Source organism: Candidatus Hydrogenedentota bacterium, from assembly GCA_019695095.1.
Lineage (GTDB): Bacteria > Hydrogenedentota > Hydrogenedentia > Hydrogenedentales > SLHB01 > JAIBAQ01.
Genome location: JAIBAQ010000050.1, coordinates 1 through 14,538, shown reverse-complemented (window position 1 = coordinate 14,538; position 14,538 = coordinate 1). Strand labels below are relative to the sequence as shown.

11 protein-coding genes are annotated in these 14,538 nt (G+C 56.8%); 8 read left to right on the top strand and 3 right to left on the bottom strand.

Going from position 1 to position 14,538, the window contains the following annotated elements:
- Positions 1-526: 526 nt before the first annotated feature.
- The gene (locus K1Y02_10405) at positions 527-2,446 is read right to left on the bottom strand and encodes an SBBP repeat-containing protein (GenBank protein ID MBX7256763.1); all 1,920 of its coding nucleotides are present in this window, start codon (positions 2,444-2,446) and stop codon (positions 527-529) included.
- Between the two features lie 615 nt (positions 2,447-3,061).
- On the opposite strand from K1Y02_10405, the gene K1Y02_10400 reads away from it, so the two are divergent.
- On the top strand, positions 3,062-4,546 hold the full coding sequence (locus tag K1Y02_10400) for a sulfatase-like hydrolase/transferase (protein MBX7256762.1): 1,485 nt from the start codon (positions 3,062-3,064) through the stop codon (positions 4,544-4,546).
- Between the two features lie 49 nt (positions 4,547-4,595).
- Here the strand turns inward: K1Y02_10400 and K1Y02_10395 are convergent, their stop codons facing one another.
- Both K1Y02_10395 and K1Y02_10390 read right to left on the bottom strand, forming a co-directional pair.
- Positions 4,596-5,363, bottom strand: coding sequence for a sugar phosphate isomerase/epimerase (locus K1Y02_10395; GenBank protein MBX7256761.1), 768 nt, complete (start codon positions 5,361-5,363; stop codon positions 4,596-4,598).
- Positions 5,364-5,472: 109 nt separating this feature from the next.
- Positions 5,473-6,618, bottom strand: a complete 1,146-nt coding sequence (locus K1Y02_10390) for a hypothetical protein (protein MBX7256760.1) — start codon at positions 6,616-6,618, stop codon at positions 5,473-5,475.
- A gap of 214 nt (positions 6,619-6,832) precedes the next feature.
- On the opposite strand from K1Y02_10390, the gene hemN reads away from it, so the two are divergent.
- From hemN to K1Y02_10355, 7 genes are all read left to right on the top strand, one after another.
- The gene (hemN, locus tag K1Y02_10385) at positions 6,833-8,221 is read left to right on the top strand and encodes an oxygen-independent coproporphyrinogen III oxidase (GenBank protein MBX7256759.1); all 1,389 of its coding nucleotides are present in this window, start codon (positions 6,833-6,835) and stop codon (positions 8,219-8,221) included.
- 37 nt (positions 8,222-8,258) lie between these two features.
- Positions 8,259-9,620 carry a protoporphyrinogen oxidase gene (gene hemG, locus K1Y02_10380; protein ID MBX7256758.1) on the top strand — a complete coding sequence of 454 codons (1,362 nt, stop codon included), beginning with the start codon at positions 8,259-8,261 and terminating at the stop codon, positions 9,618-9,620.
- A gap of 189 nt (positions 9,621-9,809) precedes the next feature.
- Positions 9,810-11,693 carry a phosphomethylpyrimidine synthase ThiC gene (gene thiC, locus K1Y02_10375; protein ID MBX7256757.1) on the top strand — a complete coding sequence of 628 codons (1,884 nt, stop codon included), beginning with the start codon at positions 9,810-9,812 and terminating at the stop codon, positions 11,691-11,693.
- 48 nt (positions 11,694-11,741) lie between these two features.
- Entirely contained in the window at positions 11,742-12,071 is a 330-nt protein-coding gene (locus tag K1Y02_10370) for a rhodanese-like domain-containing protein (GenBank protein MBX7256756.1), read from the top strand.
- A 49-nt stretch (positions 12,072-12,120) separates the two neighbouring features.
- Positions 12,121-12,873, top strand: a complete 753-nt coding sequence (locus tag K1Y02_10365; protein ID MBX7256755.1) for a methyltransferase domain-containing protein — start codon at positions 12,121-12,123, stop codon at positions 12,871-12,873.
- Positions 12,870-14,057: an NAD(P)/FAD-dependent oxidoreductase gene (locus K1Y02_10360; GenBank protein MBX7256754.1), complete on the top strand. Its 1,188-nt coding sequence runs from the start codon at positions 12,870-12,872 to the stop codon at positions 14,055-14,057. The genes K1Y02_10365 and K1Y02_10360 overlap by 4 nt, the downstream gene beginning before the upstream one ends.
- A partial coding sequence (locus K1Y02_10355) for a type III polyketide synthase (GenBank protein ID MBX7256753.1) occupies positions 14,054-14,538 on the top strand: 485 nt, incomplete at its 3' end. The genes K1Y02_10360 and K1Y02_10355, both read left to right, overlap by 4 nt.

Here is a 14,538-nt window from a genome sequence, read left to right as displayed (position 1 = left end):
GAGCATTTGTTGCCTCGACTCTTGGGAGTCGAACAACAGTTGCTACGTATGAGTGTGAATTCACTAACGGGACCGCCATTGTGAAATTGACATTTCTGAAGACTGAATCGAGCGTGCGTCTGATTGGGTTCGACTTCAGCTCTCCACTTTTTGTAACCGCAATGACATGTTCAAAGTGCGGTGCGAAACTGAAGGACCTGGGTGCTTTTTGCAGCTTTTGCGGTGCACCGCTTACAGGAAGTTCGCACTAAAGAGGCATTGCGTGCCCAGTCGGCATTCTGATTCCCATACAGACTGTTCCCCCAAGACAGTCGCTCATCGTTTTAGTCTCTGCAATTTGCGGTCCACCAGGAACACGCACGGGGGGCGTTTGCTCACACGCTTCTGATCATTGCCGGCAAATTCCGCCGGGACTGGGGAATCGCGCACGCCCATATCAAGCGCAGGGGATTGCTATCCCATGGCTCGTGTGGATTCGCCGGACTCCCCTCGCGCTATCAGGCTTGCCAGACGCCCTCTCGGCTTCCTAGCATGGGCGACCTAGTCTTCTGCGACCACGGTACAACGCAAACGCGCCAACTGCCATCAGGACAACTGCAATCGGCCACGCCTGCAGGGGGGCCACCAGTTCACCAGTTTCGGTGTCGAATACTTGTCCGGATGTGGTGGAACCGTTCCCCGCGCCGACTCCACCCAAGGGGCCTGCCCCCTCTATGGCCGATATCGAATCGTCGTCTAACAAGTCGAGGCGAATGGTTCCGGCACCCGTGCCTGCATCAACGGTAACGGTATACGTATCACAGGAACCATCGACGGTTAATACCGATGCTCCTGAGACTGCCCCGGTGGTGCTAAGCGCGAAGCTCGAAATGTCCACGCCACTCACACACTGGTCAAAGGTAACCGTAAACGTCGCCGTAGAACCCGCGGCGCTCTCAAACTGAATTAAATCGACGGCGGGCGGAGGTCCAGCCAGTTTGGTTACGAATACCGCTTCGCCGCCTTCCGCTGTCAGGTTCGCCGTGCCGGGACCCGGATCGAAGTCGACCGTTCCATTAAAGACGCCCGTTGTGTAAATGTATCCGTCCAAATTGAGGGCGGCAGAATAATGCGCATAGGCACCTGTGGAGGTGCCGCTTCCGCCAAACTGCTTAGCCCAGCCAAAACTTCCGGAACTAGTAAGCTTGGACAGGAAGACGTTCGCGTGGCCAGTCGCCGTCAGATTATACGCGCCTAGACCCGGATCGAAATCGACGGTCCCGCGAAAGTAGCCCGTGGTATAGACGCTTCCGCTAGAATCCACGGTAACGGAGCTGCCTTCCGATTGGTTGGCCCCGACAAATTGCCTGGCCCATACAAAGTCGCCCATGAGGTTCAGCTTGGCAACATAGATATTCGTAAAGCCTTGCGCCGTCATATTAAACGTGCCCGGACCCGGATCGAAGTCGGCGGTATCCTGAAAGAACCCTGCAATACAGACGTTTCTGTTCTCATCCACCGCCACGGAACGGCCGAAGGTCAACCACGAGCCGCCCATGCTCTTGGCCCAGACGAAATTGCCCGAACTATCCAGCTTGGATACAAAGGTGTCCGCAAGGCCGGTTGCCGAGATGCTGAAGGTGCCCGGACCCGGATCGAAGTCTGCTATTCCGTTAAATTCGCCCACGGTGTAGACGTTCCGACTGGAATCCACCACGATGCCGTGGGGTACCAAGGAAGTGTTGCCGTCTAAGTGTCTGACCCATACGAAGCCACCGGAACTGTCCAACTTCAACACAAACCCTTCATAAGCTACTCCCGCCAAGTACGCTGTGCCGGGCCCCGGGTCAAAGTCTACTGTATTGAAGAAGGTGCCCGCGATGTAGGCGTTCCCGCTGGAATCCACCACCATGGCATTGGCCTCATCGGGCATGTCCCCGCCTGTGCTCTTCGCCCAAACAAAGTTACCCGAACTGTCCAGCTTCGATACAAAAATATCTCCCTCGCCAGCTGCCGTCAGGTTGGCCGTCCCGGAACTCGGATCGAAGTCCCAAGTCTCGGAGAACTTCCCTGTAACATAGACGTTCCCGCTCGACTCGACTGCAATGGCGTTGATCTGGCAATAACCACTGCCTTCAAAATGCTTGGACCAGATCAGACTGCCGAAACTGTCCAGCTTGCACACAGTGGCTTCCTCTGCGAAGAAACTTCCCGCAGCATAGACATTCCCGTCAGAATCCGCCGTCAAATAGCTGCCTGTCCAGCCGACTGAGGTCCCTTCCTGCCAAGTCCAGAGGTAGTCGCCTTCTGTAGCGTGAGTCAGCCCGGCATAGAGCCCGAAACACGCTACAGTGAGTAGGATCTGGACCGGGGAATAATTGCGCCTCGTGTGTTGAGGCCCAGTATGCCAACCAAGCAACCGGTTTACGGTTTCGCCGAATCCAGTCTCACTGCCCTTTGTTCCCATCGTAATGCACTCCTACTCCGAGCAATACCTATAAACTTGCCGCCCCCGCCTACTGCAAAGTACGAAAACACTCCCCTCAATATTGTCGCGATTCAAGCGTAAATTGTCAATAACCTATAACAGCATACTACTGATACTCTCGCGGATTTGTGGCCGGAATTTGACACGAGTGCATACTGCAATCTTCATGCAGGCCCTGTGCGATTCGGAGTGAATGGCGCTTGCCCACTAGCGTCGAGTATCCGTCGATACGCCTGACGACAGCCGGGTGTCTTGGTAGGCAGCGCAACGCTGATGCGTGCTCCATCGCCAATGTGGGGCAGCCGCCCTCGGCTGCCAATTCTATAGCCCGGCTTCCACGTCGGGCGTGAATTTACTCGTCCGGGATCTTCAAGGAGATTGCACGGCGTACTCTTGAGCAAGCGTGATCCCCTCAGAGGAGAAAATCATCAGCTAACTCTCCAAAGACACTCCCGAATCGCAGCCGAGCGCGGCGCTGATCTGCACATTGTGTGGCAGGCATCTTGCCTGCCTTCTTTGGGGAGGTGTCGAATAGACGGCACATAATAATGTCTCTCTTGAGTCTTCGGTGGACTGGTCTGATATTCTCTAACCATGAATACTCGTCGTAACACTCTCTTGATCATTGCCGACCAATTCCGCTGGGACTGTCTGGGGGCCGCGGGGAACACCGTCATTCGCACGCCGAACTTAGACGCGTTGGCGCGCGAAGGGACCTTGTTTCGCAAGTGCTTTGCGCAGACTGCTCCGTGCGGGCCGAGCCGCATGTGCATCTACACAAGCCGTTACTTGTGCTCGACGCGGTCGGTGAACAACTACACGCCGTTGGCCGATGCGCACGAGAACGTCGTGATGCATATCAAGGACGCGGGATATCAGACCGCTATTCTCGGATACAATGACTACGCGGTTGATCCACGCATTCTACCCGAAGGCGATGCGCGGCGAACGAGCCTGAACTACGAGAACTTCTTGCCCGGTTTCGAAACGGGCCTTCAGCATGAATACCACTCGCCAGAGTACTTCGACTACCTTCGCGCAAAGGGGTATCCGGAGGAGTGGTGTGGCCCCGAAATCTGCTCGACTTACAATGTCCCTCCGGACGGGCCGGGTCCGCATCTGCCGCTGCGTTTTCCGGCGCACTACCGCGCGGAAGACAGCGAGACATCTTTTCTCGCGGGGAGAGCGACAGACTACATTCGACAGCGGGCGGGAGAAGGCTGGTTTCTCAGCCTTAACTTTATCAAGCCGCATCCGCCCAGGATCTGCCCTGAACCGTATCACGCAATGTATGACCCCGGCACAATGCCGTCCCCTGCGCGGTGCCCAGACGAACTGGCCTCAACGCACCCCTACCTCAAGCTCATTCACGCGTGTCCGGCCTTGGAGGAAGAGAGCGAACTGCGTGAGACGATGGCCTGCTACTACGGAATGATCTCGGAAGTCGATGCCTGTGTTGGCAAGGTGTTGGATACACTTCGCGCGACCGGCCAATGGGAAAACACGCTGGTCGTCTTTATGTCGGACCACGGCGAATACCTCGGCGACCACTATTTGTTGGACAAGGGCCATTTCTACGATGGGGCGATGCGCGTGCCATTGATCGTACGTGACCCGTCGCAGCAGGCCGACTCGATGCGCGGGCGCGTGCTCGACGGATTTTGTGAGTCAATCGACGTCGCGCCGACGATACTGGATTACCTCGGGATTCCTGTTCCCGACCGCTTCCAGGGAAAGAGTCTTCTCGGCGTGGTACGCGCGGAAGACGGCGCTCAATTGAAACCTCGCGTTCACTTCGAGTTTGATTTTCGCGGTCGAATGCCACGCCTTCGAGACGGCGAAGAAGACGCCTGCCTAATGTGGGTCGTTCGCAACGAACGGTTCAAGTATGTGCAGTTCGGGCTGGATGAGATGCCTCCGCTTCTATTCGATTTGGAGAATGACCCCAGCGAGCTGGTAAACGTGGCCGGGTTGCCGGAATACGCGCATGCTGAACTGGAATACTGCGGTCACTTGATCCGATGGCGAATGAAGCATGAGGATCAGCGCATGGAGCGGTGGGCGTCGCAATTCCGTTGATACTTGGCGAACCAGCGTCTATGTTCGAGAGTCGCGCTCGGTTGTGCCCTCAATTCGGCAGTTTATTGATGATCCCCTTCAAGAAATTCACATCGCGAATCAGGTTCGCGGGAAGATCGTCCTGAACAAACTCCATAAGCGCCATGTGATTGCGTTTGGTCGACGCGACAGTGGTGATATAGCGCTCCCAGTCATACTCGCCTTCTTCGAGGGGCCAGCGGCGGCCATCAAGCCAATGAAAGACATGCAAATGCAGCAGCCAATCACGCATGTGCTTCAGCCCCGATAGCCTGTCGGCCGGCAACAAGCGGCCATCCGGTTGCCAATAGGAATACACGTTGTCGCGCGCAATCTTCTCGTGAAGCGTGGCCGACGATTCCGTTGTATCGTTCATGGTGTTTGCCTGAAACTCAAATGCGAGCGTCATATTTCTGGCCTTGGCAAGATCGGCGCACCGCTGCGCATCGGAGAATAGGCTGTTCCACACGTGGTCCCGCGCGTTGCGCGATGCCATGTTGCCCGCAAAAACGCGCACATTCGGAGCGCCCAAGGCTTCGGCGGTATCCAATACCTTATCGAACGATACGGGGTTTGTTGTGCTGCACCCTACCCTATAGTAAGAACCGTAAGAGACGACTTGCAGATTCGCGGCGCGTGTCATGTCTCCAACTTCTTTGGCCGTTTTGATGTCTCCTTCCGGGACGTGCGTGTCTCCAGCCCACTCGATACCTGCCAATTCGGCCTGAGCCGCCACGCGAACAATATCGGCAGGCGAGAGTGTGCGAAACGTGACAGAAACAAGACCAACTCGTATCATAGTCTCTCCCTATGCAATGCCTTCACTCCAAGTCCACAATTCGAAGGATAACATACTCCACTCGGCATTTCAGCGGCTAAGTCGCCGTGAATGGGGGCGTCAAGAAGTCCTACCGTGGCGCGGCCGAAGCGGATGGGTCGATGAGCGTTATCGCCCCTTCAATGGTGAGCATCAAATCAAGAAGATTGGCCGGTTGTTCCGATTCTGCTTCGCCTTGATTCGCATAGTCCTGCGTGATGGTTGAAAGCACATCGGCGAGTCCGCCAAGCATTTTCGACAATCCCATGGTCAATTGGAGATTGAGGGTGGAGTGCACAAGCTTTCCATTGTTTACATCGAAATAAACCAGTCCCTGGCCATTGAGATCGAAGGTGGGCATGCCGATGCTTACACCTTCTTCAGTATTGACGAGCGGAGCATCGCCCACGGTGTCGTCCGTCGCGTAGGTCTGTTGTATGACACCGCAAGTGTGGCCCTCAAGTTCCTGATACCCCAAGAACGTGTTCGTGACGCGGGCCTGCACGGCGCCTCCAAAGCCCGGAATCGGCAGTGCGAATCGAGATTCCCACGCTTTGCCCTGTTCGATTGTGTCGGCGGGATACTCGACAAATGAAAGGCTCGGCACGGCGGAGAGCATCGATGCCATTCCTTCAGGTCCTTCGATCTTCTGAACACTTCCGTTGGACGCCACGCGTACCGCAATCGGCGTAGAGAAATAGGCAAACTGGCTGTTACCCGGCTGCGCAGGCGTTTTTGCCGTATCGTACGACGTGTTCCCATAGAACATGTACGAACGCTCAGGCGTATATCCCATTTCAAAGGGGACATCCATGAAGGAGCCTGTAAGCTGAGCACTGTCGAACGATATGCGCATATCGGCAGATTTGTCAGCGGCGACTTCTTTGGTGAGCACGGAGAAATCGCTCACAAATTGCGTTTCAACTCCGCTGAATTCGCCGGCGTCAAAGCCTTTGCCTCGAATTGCTGCATCGACACGGTAGTTCGAAATGTCTCCCTGAACGAAACGCATTTGGAAACCGGTCGACGGGGCGGAATTCCCGGAGGACGACTGAGCGGTAGGTAGGCCGGCCGGTGGGTTGGCGGCCACGGACGGCGATGGCAACCCTGGAGGGGCATCGGTCACGGGAAGGGAAGCATGCGAGTCTCTGGCATGCCAAACGGATGAAATGGCAACCCCGGCAATTAGGCCCACTGCAAAAATCAGCGGGCCAAATGCGGCCACTCTGTATCGCATCAGTCAACGACTCCCATGTTTAGACCATTCAGCCATCCATAGTGTACCAGATGTGAAGCGACTGGCTTGTTTGTCCGGGAAGCGGGGGATGGTTTAGAGTGTTCTGGAGGTGAGTGCTGGTTCGCATGCTAAAAGGGAAGTCCTGGCCAGACTCGTGCAAGTTTCCTGTGCTCGATGAATTCGTGTGTGACTTTTCAGAGAGAACGACTAAGACATGAGCGACTCCAAATGTAGCGATATACACGTTACCCCCGAACTTCTCCAACGGTATGACCGTCCCGGGCCGCGCTACACAAGCTACCCGACGGCTCCGGTTTGGAAGGAGGATTTCGGAGATTCCGAATACAGAAAGGCCCTCACGCGCGCCGCCGGGCACGAAGACGACCCTCTGTCCGTGTACGTCCACATTCCTTTCTGCCATGAGCGTTGCGCATTCTGCGGCTGCAACGTCATCATCGGCCGCAAAGAAGGTCTGGCGGACGCCTATCTCGATTACGTCATCCGCGAGATGGAAGCGGTCGCGAAGGCCTTGGGCCGGCGCAAACGTGTGCTTCAGGTGCATTGGGGCGGAGGCACTCCCACTTATCTCGATCTTTCGCAGATGCAACGGCTCTTCAACGCCATCGGCGGAACCTTCGCGATCGACCCCAACGCCGAGTTGGCCCTTGAAATGGACCCGCGCGTAACGTCGCAGGAGCAGATTGCCCTTTTGCGTTCGATGGGATTCAATCGCGTAAGCATGGGGGTCCAGGATTTGGACCCGAACGTGCAGTGCGAGATTCATCGCAATCAGACGGAAGAACAGACGCGTCAACTCTTCGCCTGGTGCAGAGAAGCGGGATTCGGAGGGATTAACTTCGATTTGATCTACGGACTGCCCGGCCAGGAATTGCCGAACTGGGAAGAGACGATTCGCAAGGTCATTGAGATTGGCCCCGATCGGATCGCCGTGTACAGTTATGCCTATCTGCCCGATCGCTTGCGAAATCAGCGTCACATCGACGTGGACAAATTGCCAAAAGCAACCTTGAAGCTGGAGCTATTTTCGGCAGCGCGCCGGTTGTTCCTTGAAGCTGGATACAGCGCAATTGGCATGGATCATTTCGCGAAGCCCCACGATGAACTTGCGATCGCGATGAGAGAGCGAAGACTTCACCGCAATTTCATGGGATATACCGTCGTGCCCGCGCCGGAGATGCTTGGATTCGGCACCTCGGCGATCGGCGAGATCGGCGGGTGTTTTGCGCAAAACGAGAAGAAGTTGTCGCGATACTATCAAGCCATCGACGCAGGGAAGTTCCCTACTGCATGCGGTATCGCGCTTACGCAAGACGACGTGATTCGCAAGTATGTCATCAAACAACTGATGTGCAACTTTTATCTCGATTTCGCTGAGCTGGAATCACTCTTCGGTGTCGAGTATAGCGTCTACTTCGCCGCCGAGGATGAGACGCTGAAATCGACATTGGACGAAGGTTTTATCAGTCGCGAAAGCGGGGCGTTGCGTGTATTGCCGCTGGGGCAGGTGTTCATCCGCAACATTGCGATGGTGTTTGACGCGTATCTTCCGAAAGTCACGACTCAATTTTCGCGTACGGTGTAGTTATGACTCTTGAAGTACTCGCGCAGGATAGAAGGCAATGAGACTTGAAACTCGCGTAGCCGTCCTCGGGGGAGGAGTGACGGGTCTCTGCACTGCACATTTCCTCTCCAAGACATTGGGGGCGGAGAATGTGCGCCTCCTCGAAGCATCCGATTACATCGGAGGCACCACCCGCACAGAGAACATCAATGGTCTGCTTTGCGATTGGGGACCGAACGGATTCCTGAATCGCGAGCCGTTGACCCTCGATTGGATCGATGACCTGGGCCTCACGCATGAGCTGATTGCCGCAAACGAGGCCGCTGCGCGACGATTCATCTTCAAGAACGGGAAGCTGGTCGAAATTGTAGGTCCGCCAAGGTTCCTTGTTTCGTCACTGTTATCTCCGGCTGGGCGTGCACGGTTGTTCTGCGAGCCGTTCATCAAGCAGAGAACATCCGACGAGCCCGAGACAATCTGGAATTTCGCGGCGCGGCGTATCGGCGCAGAGGCGGCCGACACGCTCGTCAGCGCCATGGTCCTCGGAGTGTTTGGTGGAGACGCGAAGCAACTTTCCCTCGCACACTGCTTCCCGCGGATGGCTGCAATGGAAAGGGAATTCGGGACTCTGTTCAAAGCCCTGATGGCGAAACGGCGTCAGTCTTCCGGGGCAAGTCCCATGGGACCCGGCGGGGTGCTTACGACATTCCAACAGGGGATCGGACGCCTGCCGGAGTATGCGGCTCAGTCGATGCGGGCACAGATCGTTGCTGAAGCCCGTGTGTCGTCGTTGACGCGCGACAACGGCGTCTTTCGCATACGCACGGATCGCGACGATTGCGTGGAAGCCGAGAAGGTAGTCATGGCTATTCCCGCGTACGAGGCGGCGAAGGCCGTGCAGAATCTTGTCCCGGCTGCGGCCAAGGAACTTGCGCGCATTGCCTACGCGGACATTGCTGTCTTGTGTACGGCGTATCGACGCGAACAGGTCGGCCATTCGCTGGATGGTTTCGGGTTCCTCGTTCCTCCCAGTCAGGGCAAACAGGTTCTGGGTTGCCTTTGGACTTCGTCAATCTTTCCCCATCAGGCCCCGAATGGCATGGTGCTATTACGGACGATGGTGGGCGGATACGCCAATCCCGCGCCGGTGAAATGGAGCGATTCCGAACTCCTGGCGCTGCTAGACCGAGAGATTCATCCGCTACTGGATGTTCACGGCAGCCCGGAATTCGTGCGCATATTCCGCCATATTCGAGGGATTCCGCAGTACTTGCTCCACCACGGGGAGTCCTTGGCCGCCGTTGAGGCCGCTGAACGGGAATGCCCGGGGCTGGTATTTGCAGGCAATGCCTTCCGGGGCGTCGGACTCAACGACTGTGTGGTTTCCGCCCATCGAGCCGTCGACCTGCTCTCCAAATAGCCCATCGTTGCATTCCCTCGAAAGCGATGGTAGTCTGAACCAACGCGCTGTCTTGTGCGATATTCACTGACAAACACCGCGATTCGCCGCCGACGACAACGGCGTGACGCTTCGAAACGTGTCCACACGGCCATTTTCGTGTGACCCAACGAGCCTACCGGTGAATCGCCATGGTGAGGAGACCTAATAATGGCCGTGACCACGATAGCTTCCCGTGTTTTTGAGCAATCCCAGTCGGATCTGATCACTCGGAAGCCGTTCCCAAATTCCAAGAAAGTCTATGTGGAAGGGTCCGATCCTTCTATCCGCGTGCCCATGCGGGAAATCGCTCAGACTCCCACACGAGAGCGCGGAGCCGGGAAAGAAACGCCCAATCCTTCCATCACCGTTTACGATACCTCCGGTCCCTACACGGACCCGTGCGAACCCATCGACGTCCGGTTGGGACTCCGCCCTATCCGGTTGGGGTGGATCAAAGGGCGAAATGACGTTGTCGAGCTGGACGGCCTTACGTCTGCGTTTGCGCGCGGACGCGAAGACGACTCTTTGCTTGCGGGAGTCCGATTCGAGCGCACGCGGCCGCCATTGCGCGCCAAGGAAGGGTGCCGCGTCACCCAATTGCATTACGCGCGGCGCGGCGAGATTACGCCGGAGATGGAATACGTCGCGATTCGCGAGAACATGCGTCTAGAAGAAACCATTGAGGCACTCCATAAACAGCATCCCGGGCATGATTGGGGCGCCAATCTTCAGCGGCGGATCACCCCGGAGTTTGTGCGCGATGAAGTCGCTCGTGGACGCGCCATCATCCCCGCGAATATCAACCATCCCGAGTTGGAGCCGATGGTCATTGGGCGCAACTTCCTGGTGAAGATCAACGCAAACATCGGGAATTCTGCGGTATCGAGCAGTATCGAAGAAGAAGTCGAAAAGCTGGTCTGGGCCATTCGGTGGGGCTCGGATACCGTGATGGATCTCTCGACGGGCGCGAACATTCACGAGACGCGAGAATGGATCGTGCGCAATTCACCGGTCCCGATTGGCACGGTGCCCATCTATCAGGCTCTGGAGAAAGTGGGAGGGAGGCCTGAAGAGCTTTCGTGGGAGATCTTCCGCGACACGTTGATCGAGCAAGCGGAGCAGGGCGTAGACTATTTCACGATTCACGCCGGAGTCCTTCTTCGGTTCATCCATCTCACGGAAAAGCGCGTCACGGGCATTGTCAGCCGGGGCGGTTCCATCATGGCGAAGTGGTGTTTGGCGCACCACAAGGAGAACTTCCTCTATTCGCACTGGGATGACATCTGCGAAATCATGGCCGCATACGACGTCGCGTTCTCGATTGGCGATGGGCTGCGTCCCGGGTCAATCGCGGATGCAAACGACGAGGCTCAGTTCGCCGAACTGAAGACGCAAGGCGAGTTGACCAAGCGTGCATGGGATTTCGATGTCCAGGTGATGAACGAGGGTCCCGGGCACGTCCCCATGCACATGATTCAGGAAAACATGCAAAAGCAGTTGGAGTGGTGTGGTGAAGCCCCGTTCTACACGTTGGGTCCGCTGACCACCGACATTGCCCCCGGCTACGACCACCTGACATCGGCCATCGGAGCCGCGATGATCGGCTGGTATGGAACGGCTTTGCTCTGCTACGTGACTCCAAAGGAACATCTCGGGCTTCCCGACAAGAACGACGTGCGAGAAGGTGTGGTGGCCTACAAAGTCGCTGCGCATGCCGCCGACTTGGCGAAGGGGCATCCGGGCGCGCAAATCCGCGATAACGCCTTGAGCCTGGCCCGGTTCGAATTCAGATGGGAAGACCAATTCAGCTTGTCGCTTGACCCGGACAAAGCCCAGAGTTTCCACGATGAAACACTGCCCGCACAAGGCGCAAAAATGGCCCATTTCTGCAGCATGTGCGGCCCCAAGTTCTGCTCGATGGAGATCACGCAGCAGATTCGGGACTATGCATCCAAGCTTGGGGTAGGGGAAGATGCGGCGCGCGACCAGGGAATGAATGACATGGCCGAGACGTTTCGTGTCGGTGGAGCTGAACTGTATCGGCCCGTCTGACATAGGAATCGTTACGTCGTGAATATCTTCTCGGCAGTGAAGTCGTTTATGCACGGTAGTCCGGCGTGTACACCCGGTGAACTGAAAGAACTGCTTGACCGGAAAGCCGATTTCGTACTTCTCGATGTCCGCAGGGCCGATGAATTGGCCAAGGCTCGCATCGAGGGCGCGGTCCATGTCCCGCTGGATTCGCTTGAGAACCGTATCGCCGAGTTGGAGTCCAAGCGTGACGCCGAGATCGTAGTCATGTGCCACCACGGGATGCGGTCAAGCATGGCGGCCAATTTCCTGCGAGACCGCGGTTTTTCCCATGTCAGGAACCTTACCGGTGGGATTGACGCATACGCTTCTGTCGATCCGGCCGTTGGCAGGTATTAGTAGACGCGTTCAAACTGTCCTGGTGAATTGCGAGGCTTTGGCAGGCGTAATGAGTGAAGGCACGCGTGCTGTTTCGAACCGCGCATGGGGCGCACTTCCGCGTTTGCGGACCCGCTCCCTCGAGCCGGAAATTCTGGATGATCAAAGCCTCGATCATGCCGAGCGCATTCGCGCCCTCGTAGGTCTCCGAAGAATCAACGCCCTGAGCCTCACACGGCGATCCCTGTGGCGCGTTGTGCGTGAAGTCGCCGCAGGTAACCCTGGCACACCTTTGCGCGTTCTGGACATCGCTTCAGGTGGAGGTGACACGGCAATTGGCCTCAGCCTCTGCGCGCAACGCGACGGTATTCCGGTCGAAGTACACGGATGTGACTTAAGTGTCGACTCGGTTGCCTATGCCCACTCCCAGGCCCGTAAGGCGGGTGCATCCACGTCATTCTTTGTCCGCGATATTGTCGAAGACGGCGTTCCCGAGGGGTACGATGTCATTATAAACACGTTGTTTATGCATCATCTGACCGACTCCGCTGCACAAAGGCTTCTGAAGTCCATGTGTGCAGCGGCCAAACGCCAGGTGATAATCAGCGACCTTAATCGGTGTTGCTCCGGTTATTTGATGGCATATTGGGTTTGCCGAATCCTAAGTCGATCTTTCGTAGTCCATAATGACGCTCCGTTGTCTGTCTTAGCTGCATTTACGCCGAAGGAGTTCGCATCGCTGGCGGATGCGGAGGGCATATCCGGTTATAGCATTCGCCGGACGTGGCCCTGTCGATTCCTTTTCACATGGAGACCGCAGTGAGCGCAGTTCTGTTCACGCTGCTTCTTGAAGATGCCTCGTCGATACTCTGGGATGTTGTCATCGTCGGCGCGGGCTGCGCGGGCTCCGTGGCCGCACGGCAACTCGCGCTGGGCGGTGCGAAGGTGCTTCTCGTCGACAAAGCCTCGTTTCCCCGCTGGAAAGTCTGCGGTTGCTGCATTAGCCGTCCCACGCAGCAAATCCTGAATAAAATTGGTCTCGGCCAGCTTCTTGCCGAGAACGGCGCCGTTCCCGCCGATAGATTCCATGTCGCGCTGAAGGGCAAGAGCGCGGATGTTCAATTACCCGGATACTACCTGCTCTCCCGCGAACGCTTCGATGTGGAGTTGATTCAATCGGCTATTGACGCGGGCGCGCACTTCCTTCCCAAAACCCAAGCTACGCTCGATGCGGTCTTTGACGACTGCAGGACCATCCAACTTCGCACCGCCGAAAGTGAAGCTACTGTTAAGGCGAAAGTGGTTCTCGCTGCGGATGGCCTTGGAGGACGGCTGCTTCGAGCGACCGATGAGTTTGAATCAACAGCGAAAGAGGACTCACGAATTGGCGGAGGGGCTGTTTCCTCGGGGGCTCCCGGATTCTACAAGCCCGGCGTTATCTACATGGCATGTTCAGAAAACGGATACGTCGGTTCAGGCCGCATCGAAGATGGACGCCTGGTGATTGCCTCGGCGTGTGATCCCGAATTTGTGAAGTCTCAAGGGGGACTGGCGGAAGCGTCGGCCTCTATCCTGGCCGATGCCGGGTTCGCGCCGATTGCAGATATCTACGATATACCGTGGCGAGGAACGCCCGCGTTGACGCGAAGTGTCACCAAGGTGGCGGCGCACCGTGCGTTTGTACTGGGAGACGCCGCGGGATACGTCGAGCCGTTCACGGGTGAAGGAATGAAGTGGGGGATATGCTCGGCGGTTGCACTCTCGAAGATTGTGCTTCGGGCCGTACAGCACTATGACCAGCGACTTGAAGCGGAATGGGAACGTGAATATCGGAAAGTTGTGACGTCGGATCAGAACACGTGCCGCATGCTTGCGGCAGGCCTGCGGTGGCCCAAGCTGTTGAGCACGGCATTGAGTCTCGTTTCTGCGGTGCCGTTTGTCGCGGCTCCGTTCGTTTCTCGTCTCAACACGCACGTCGCGTGTCAACAGGAAGTTGTATCACCATGAAGTTCGCCATTCTCGGACAAGGAACAGCACTCCCAGAGCATTCCATCGGTATGGAAGAAGCGGTTCTCTACGCCAAAGAAGCGTTTTGCAGCAGCGATGAACAAGCGCGCCAACTCAAACTGCTCTATCGGATGACCGGCGTTAAGCGGCGGCACACCGTAGTACTGGATGCTCCCGAAGGAACACCTAACCGGCAGTCGTTTTTTCCGAATCCCAACGGCACGATGCAGCATGGTCCGTCTATCCGATGCCGCATGGAGCGATACGAGCAGGACGCGTTGCCTCTGGCTCTGAAGGCCGCGCGCGAAGCATTGGCGAAAGCGGGCACAAACCCTGAAGACATCACGCATCTTGTGACGGTGTCGTGTAGCGGCTTCGCCGCGCCCGGTGTGGATATCGGCCTCATCAAAGGTCTGGGGTTGAAGTCCACCGCCGAGCGCGTGCATGTGGGTTTCATGGGTTGCCACGGCGCACTGAATGG

Coding starts and splice junctions, on each gene's coding strand:
- K1Y02_10405 (MBX7256763.1), bottom strand. CDS start 2,446: ATGGGAACAAAGGGCAGTGAGACTGGATTCGGCGAAACCGTAAACCGG.
- K1Y02_10400 (MBX7256762.1), top strand. CDS start 3,062: ATGAATACTCGTCGTAACACTCTCTTGATCATTGCCGACCAATTCCGC.
- K1Y02_10395 (MBX7256761.1), bottom strand. CDS start 5,363: ATGATACGAGTTGGTCTTGTTTCTGTCACGTTTCGCACACTCTCGCCT.
- K1Y02_10390 (MBX7256760.1), bottom strand. CDS start 6,618: ATGCGATACAGAGTGGCCGCATTTGGCCCGCTGATTTTTGCAGTGGGC.
- hemN (MBX7256759.1), top strand. CDS start 6,833: ATGAGCGACTCCAAATGTAGCGATATACACGTTACCCCCGAACTTCTC.
- hemG (MBX7256758.1), top strand. CDS start 8,259: ATGAGACTTGAAACTCGCGTAGCCGTCCTCGGGGGAGGAGTGACGGGT.
- thiC (MBX7256757.1), top strand. CDS start 9,810: ATGGCCGTGACCACGATAGCTTCCCGTGTTTTTGAGCAATCCCAGTCG.
- K1Y02_10370 (MBX7256756.1), top strand. CDS start 11,742: ATGCACGGTAGTCCGGCGTGTACACCCGGTGAACTGAAAGAACTGCTT.
- K1Y02_10365 (MBX7256755.1), top strand. CDS start 12,121: ATGAGTGAAGGCACGCGTGCTGTTTCGAACCGCGCATGGGGCGCACTT.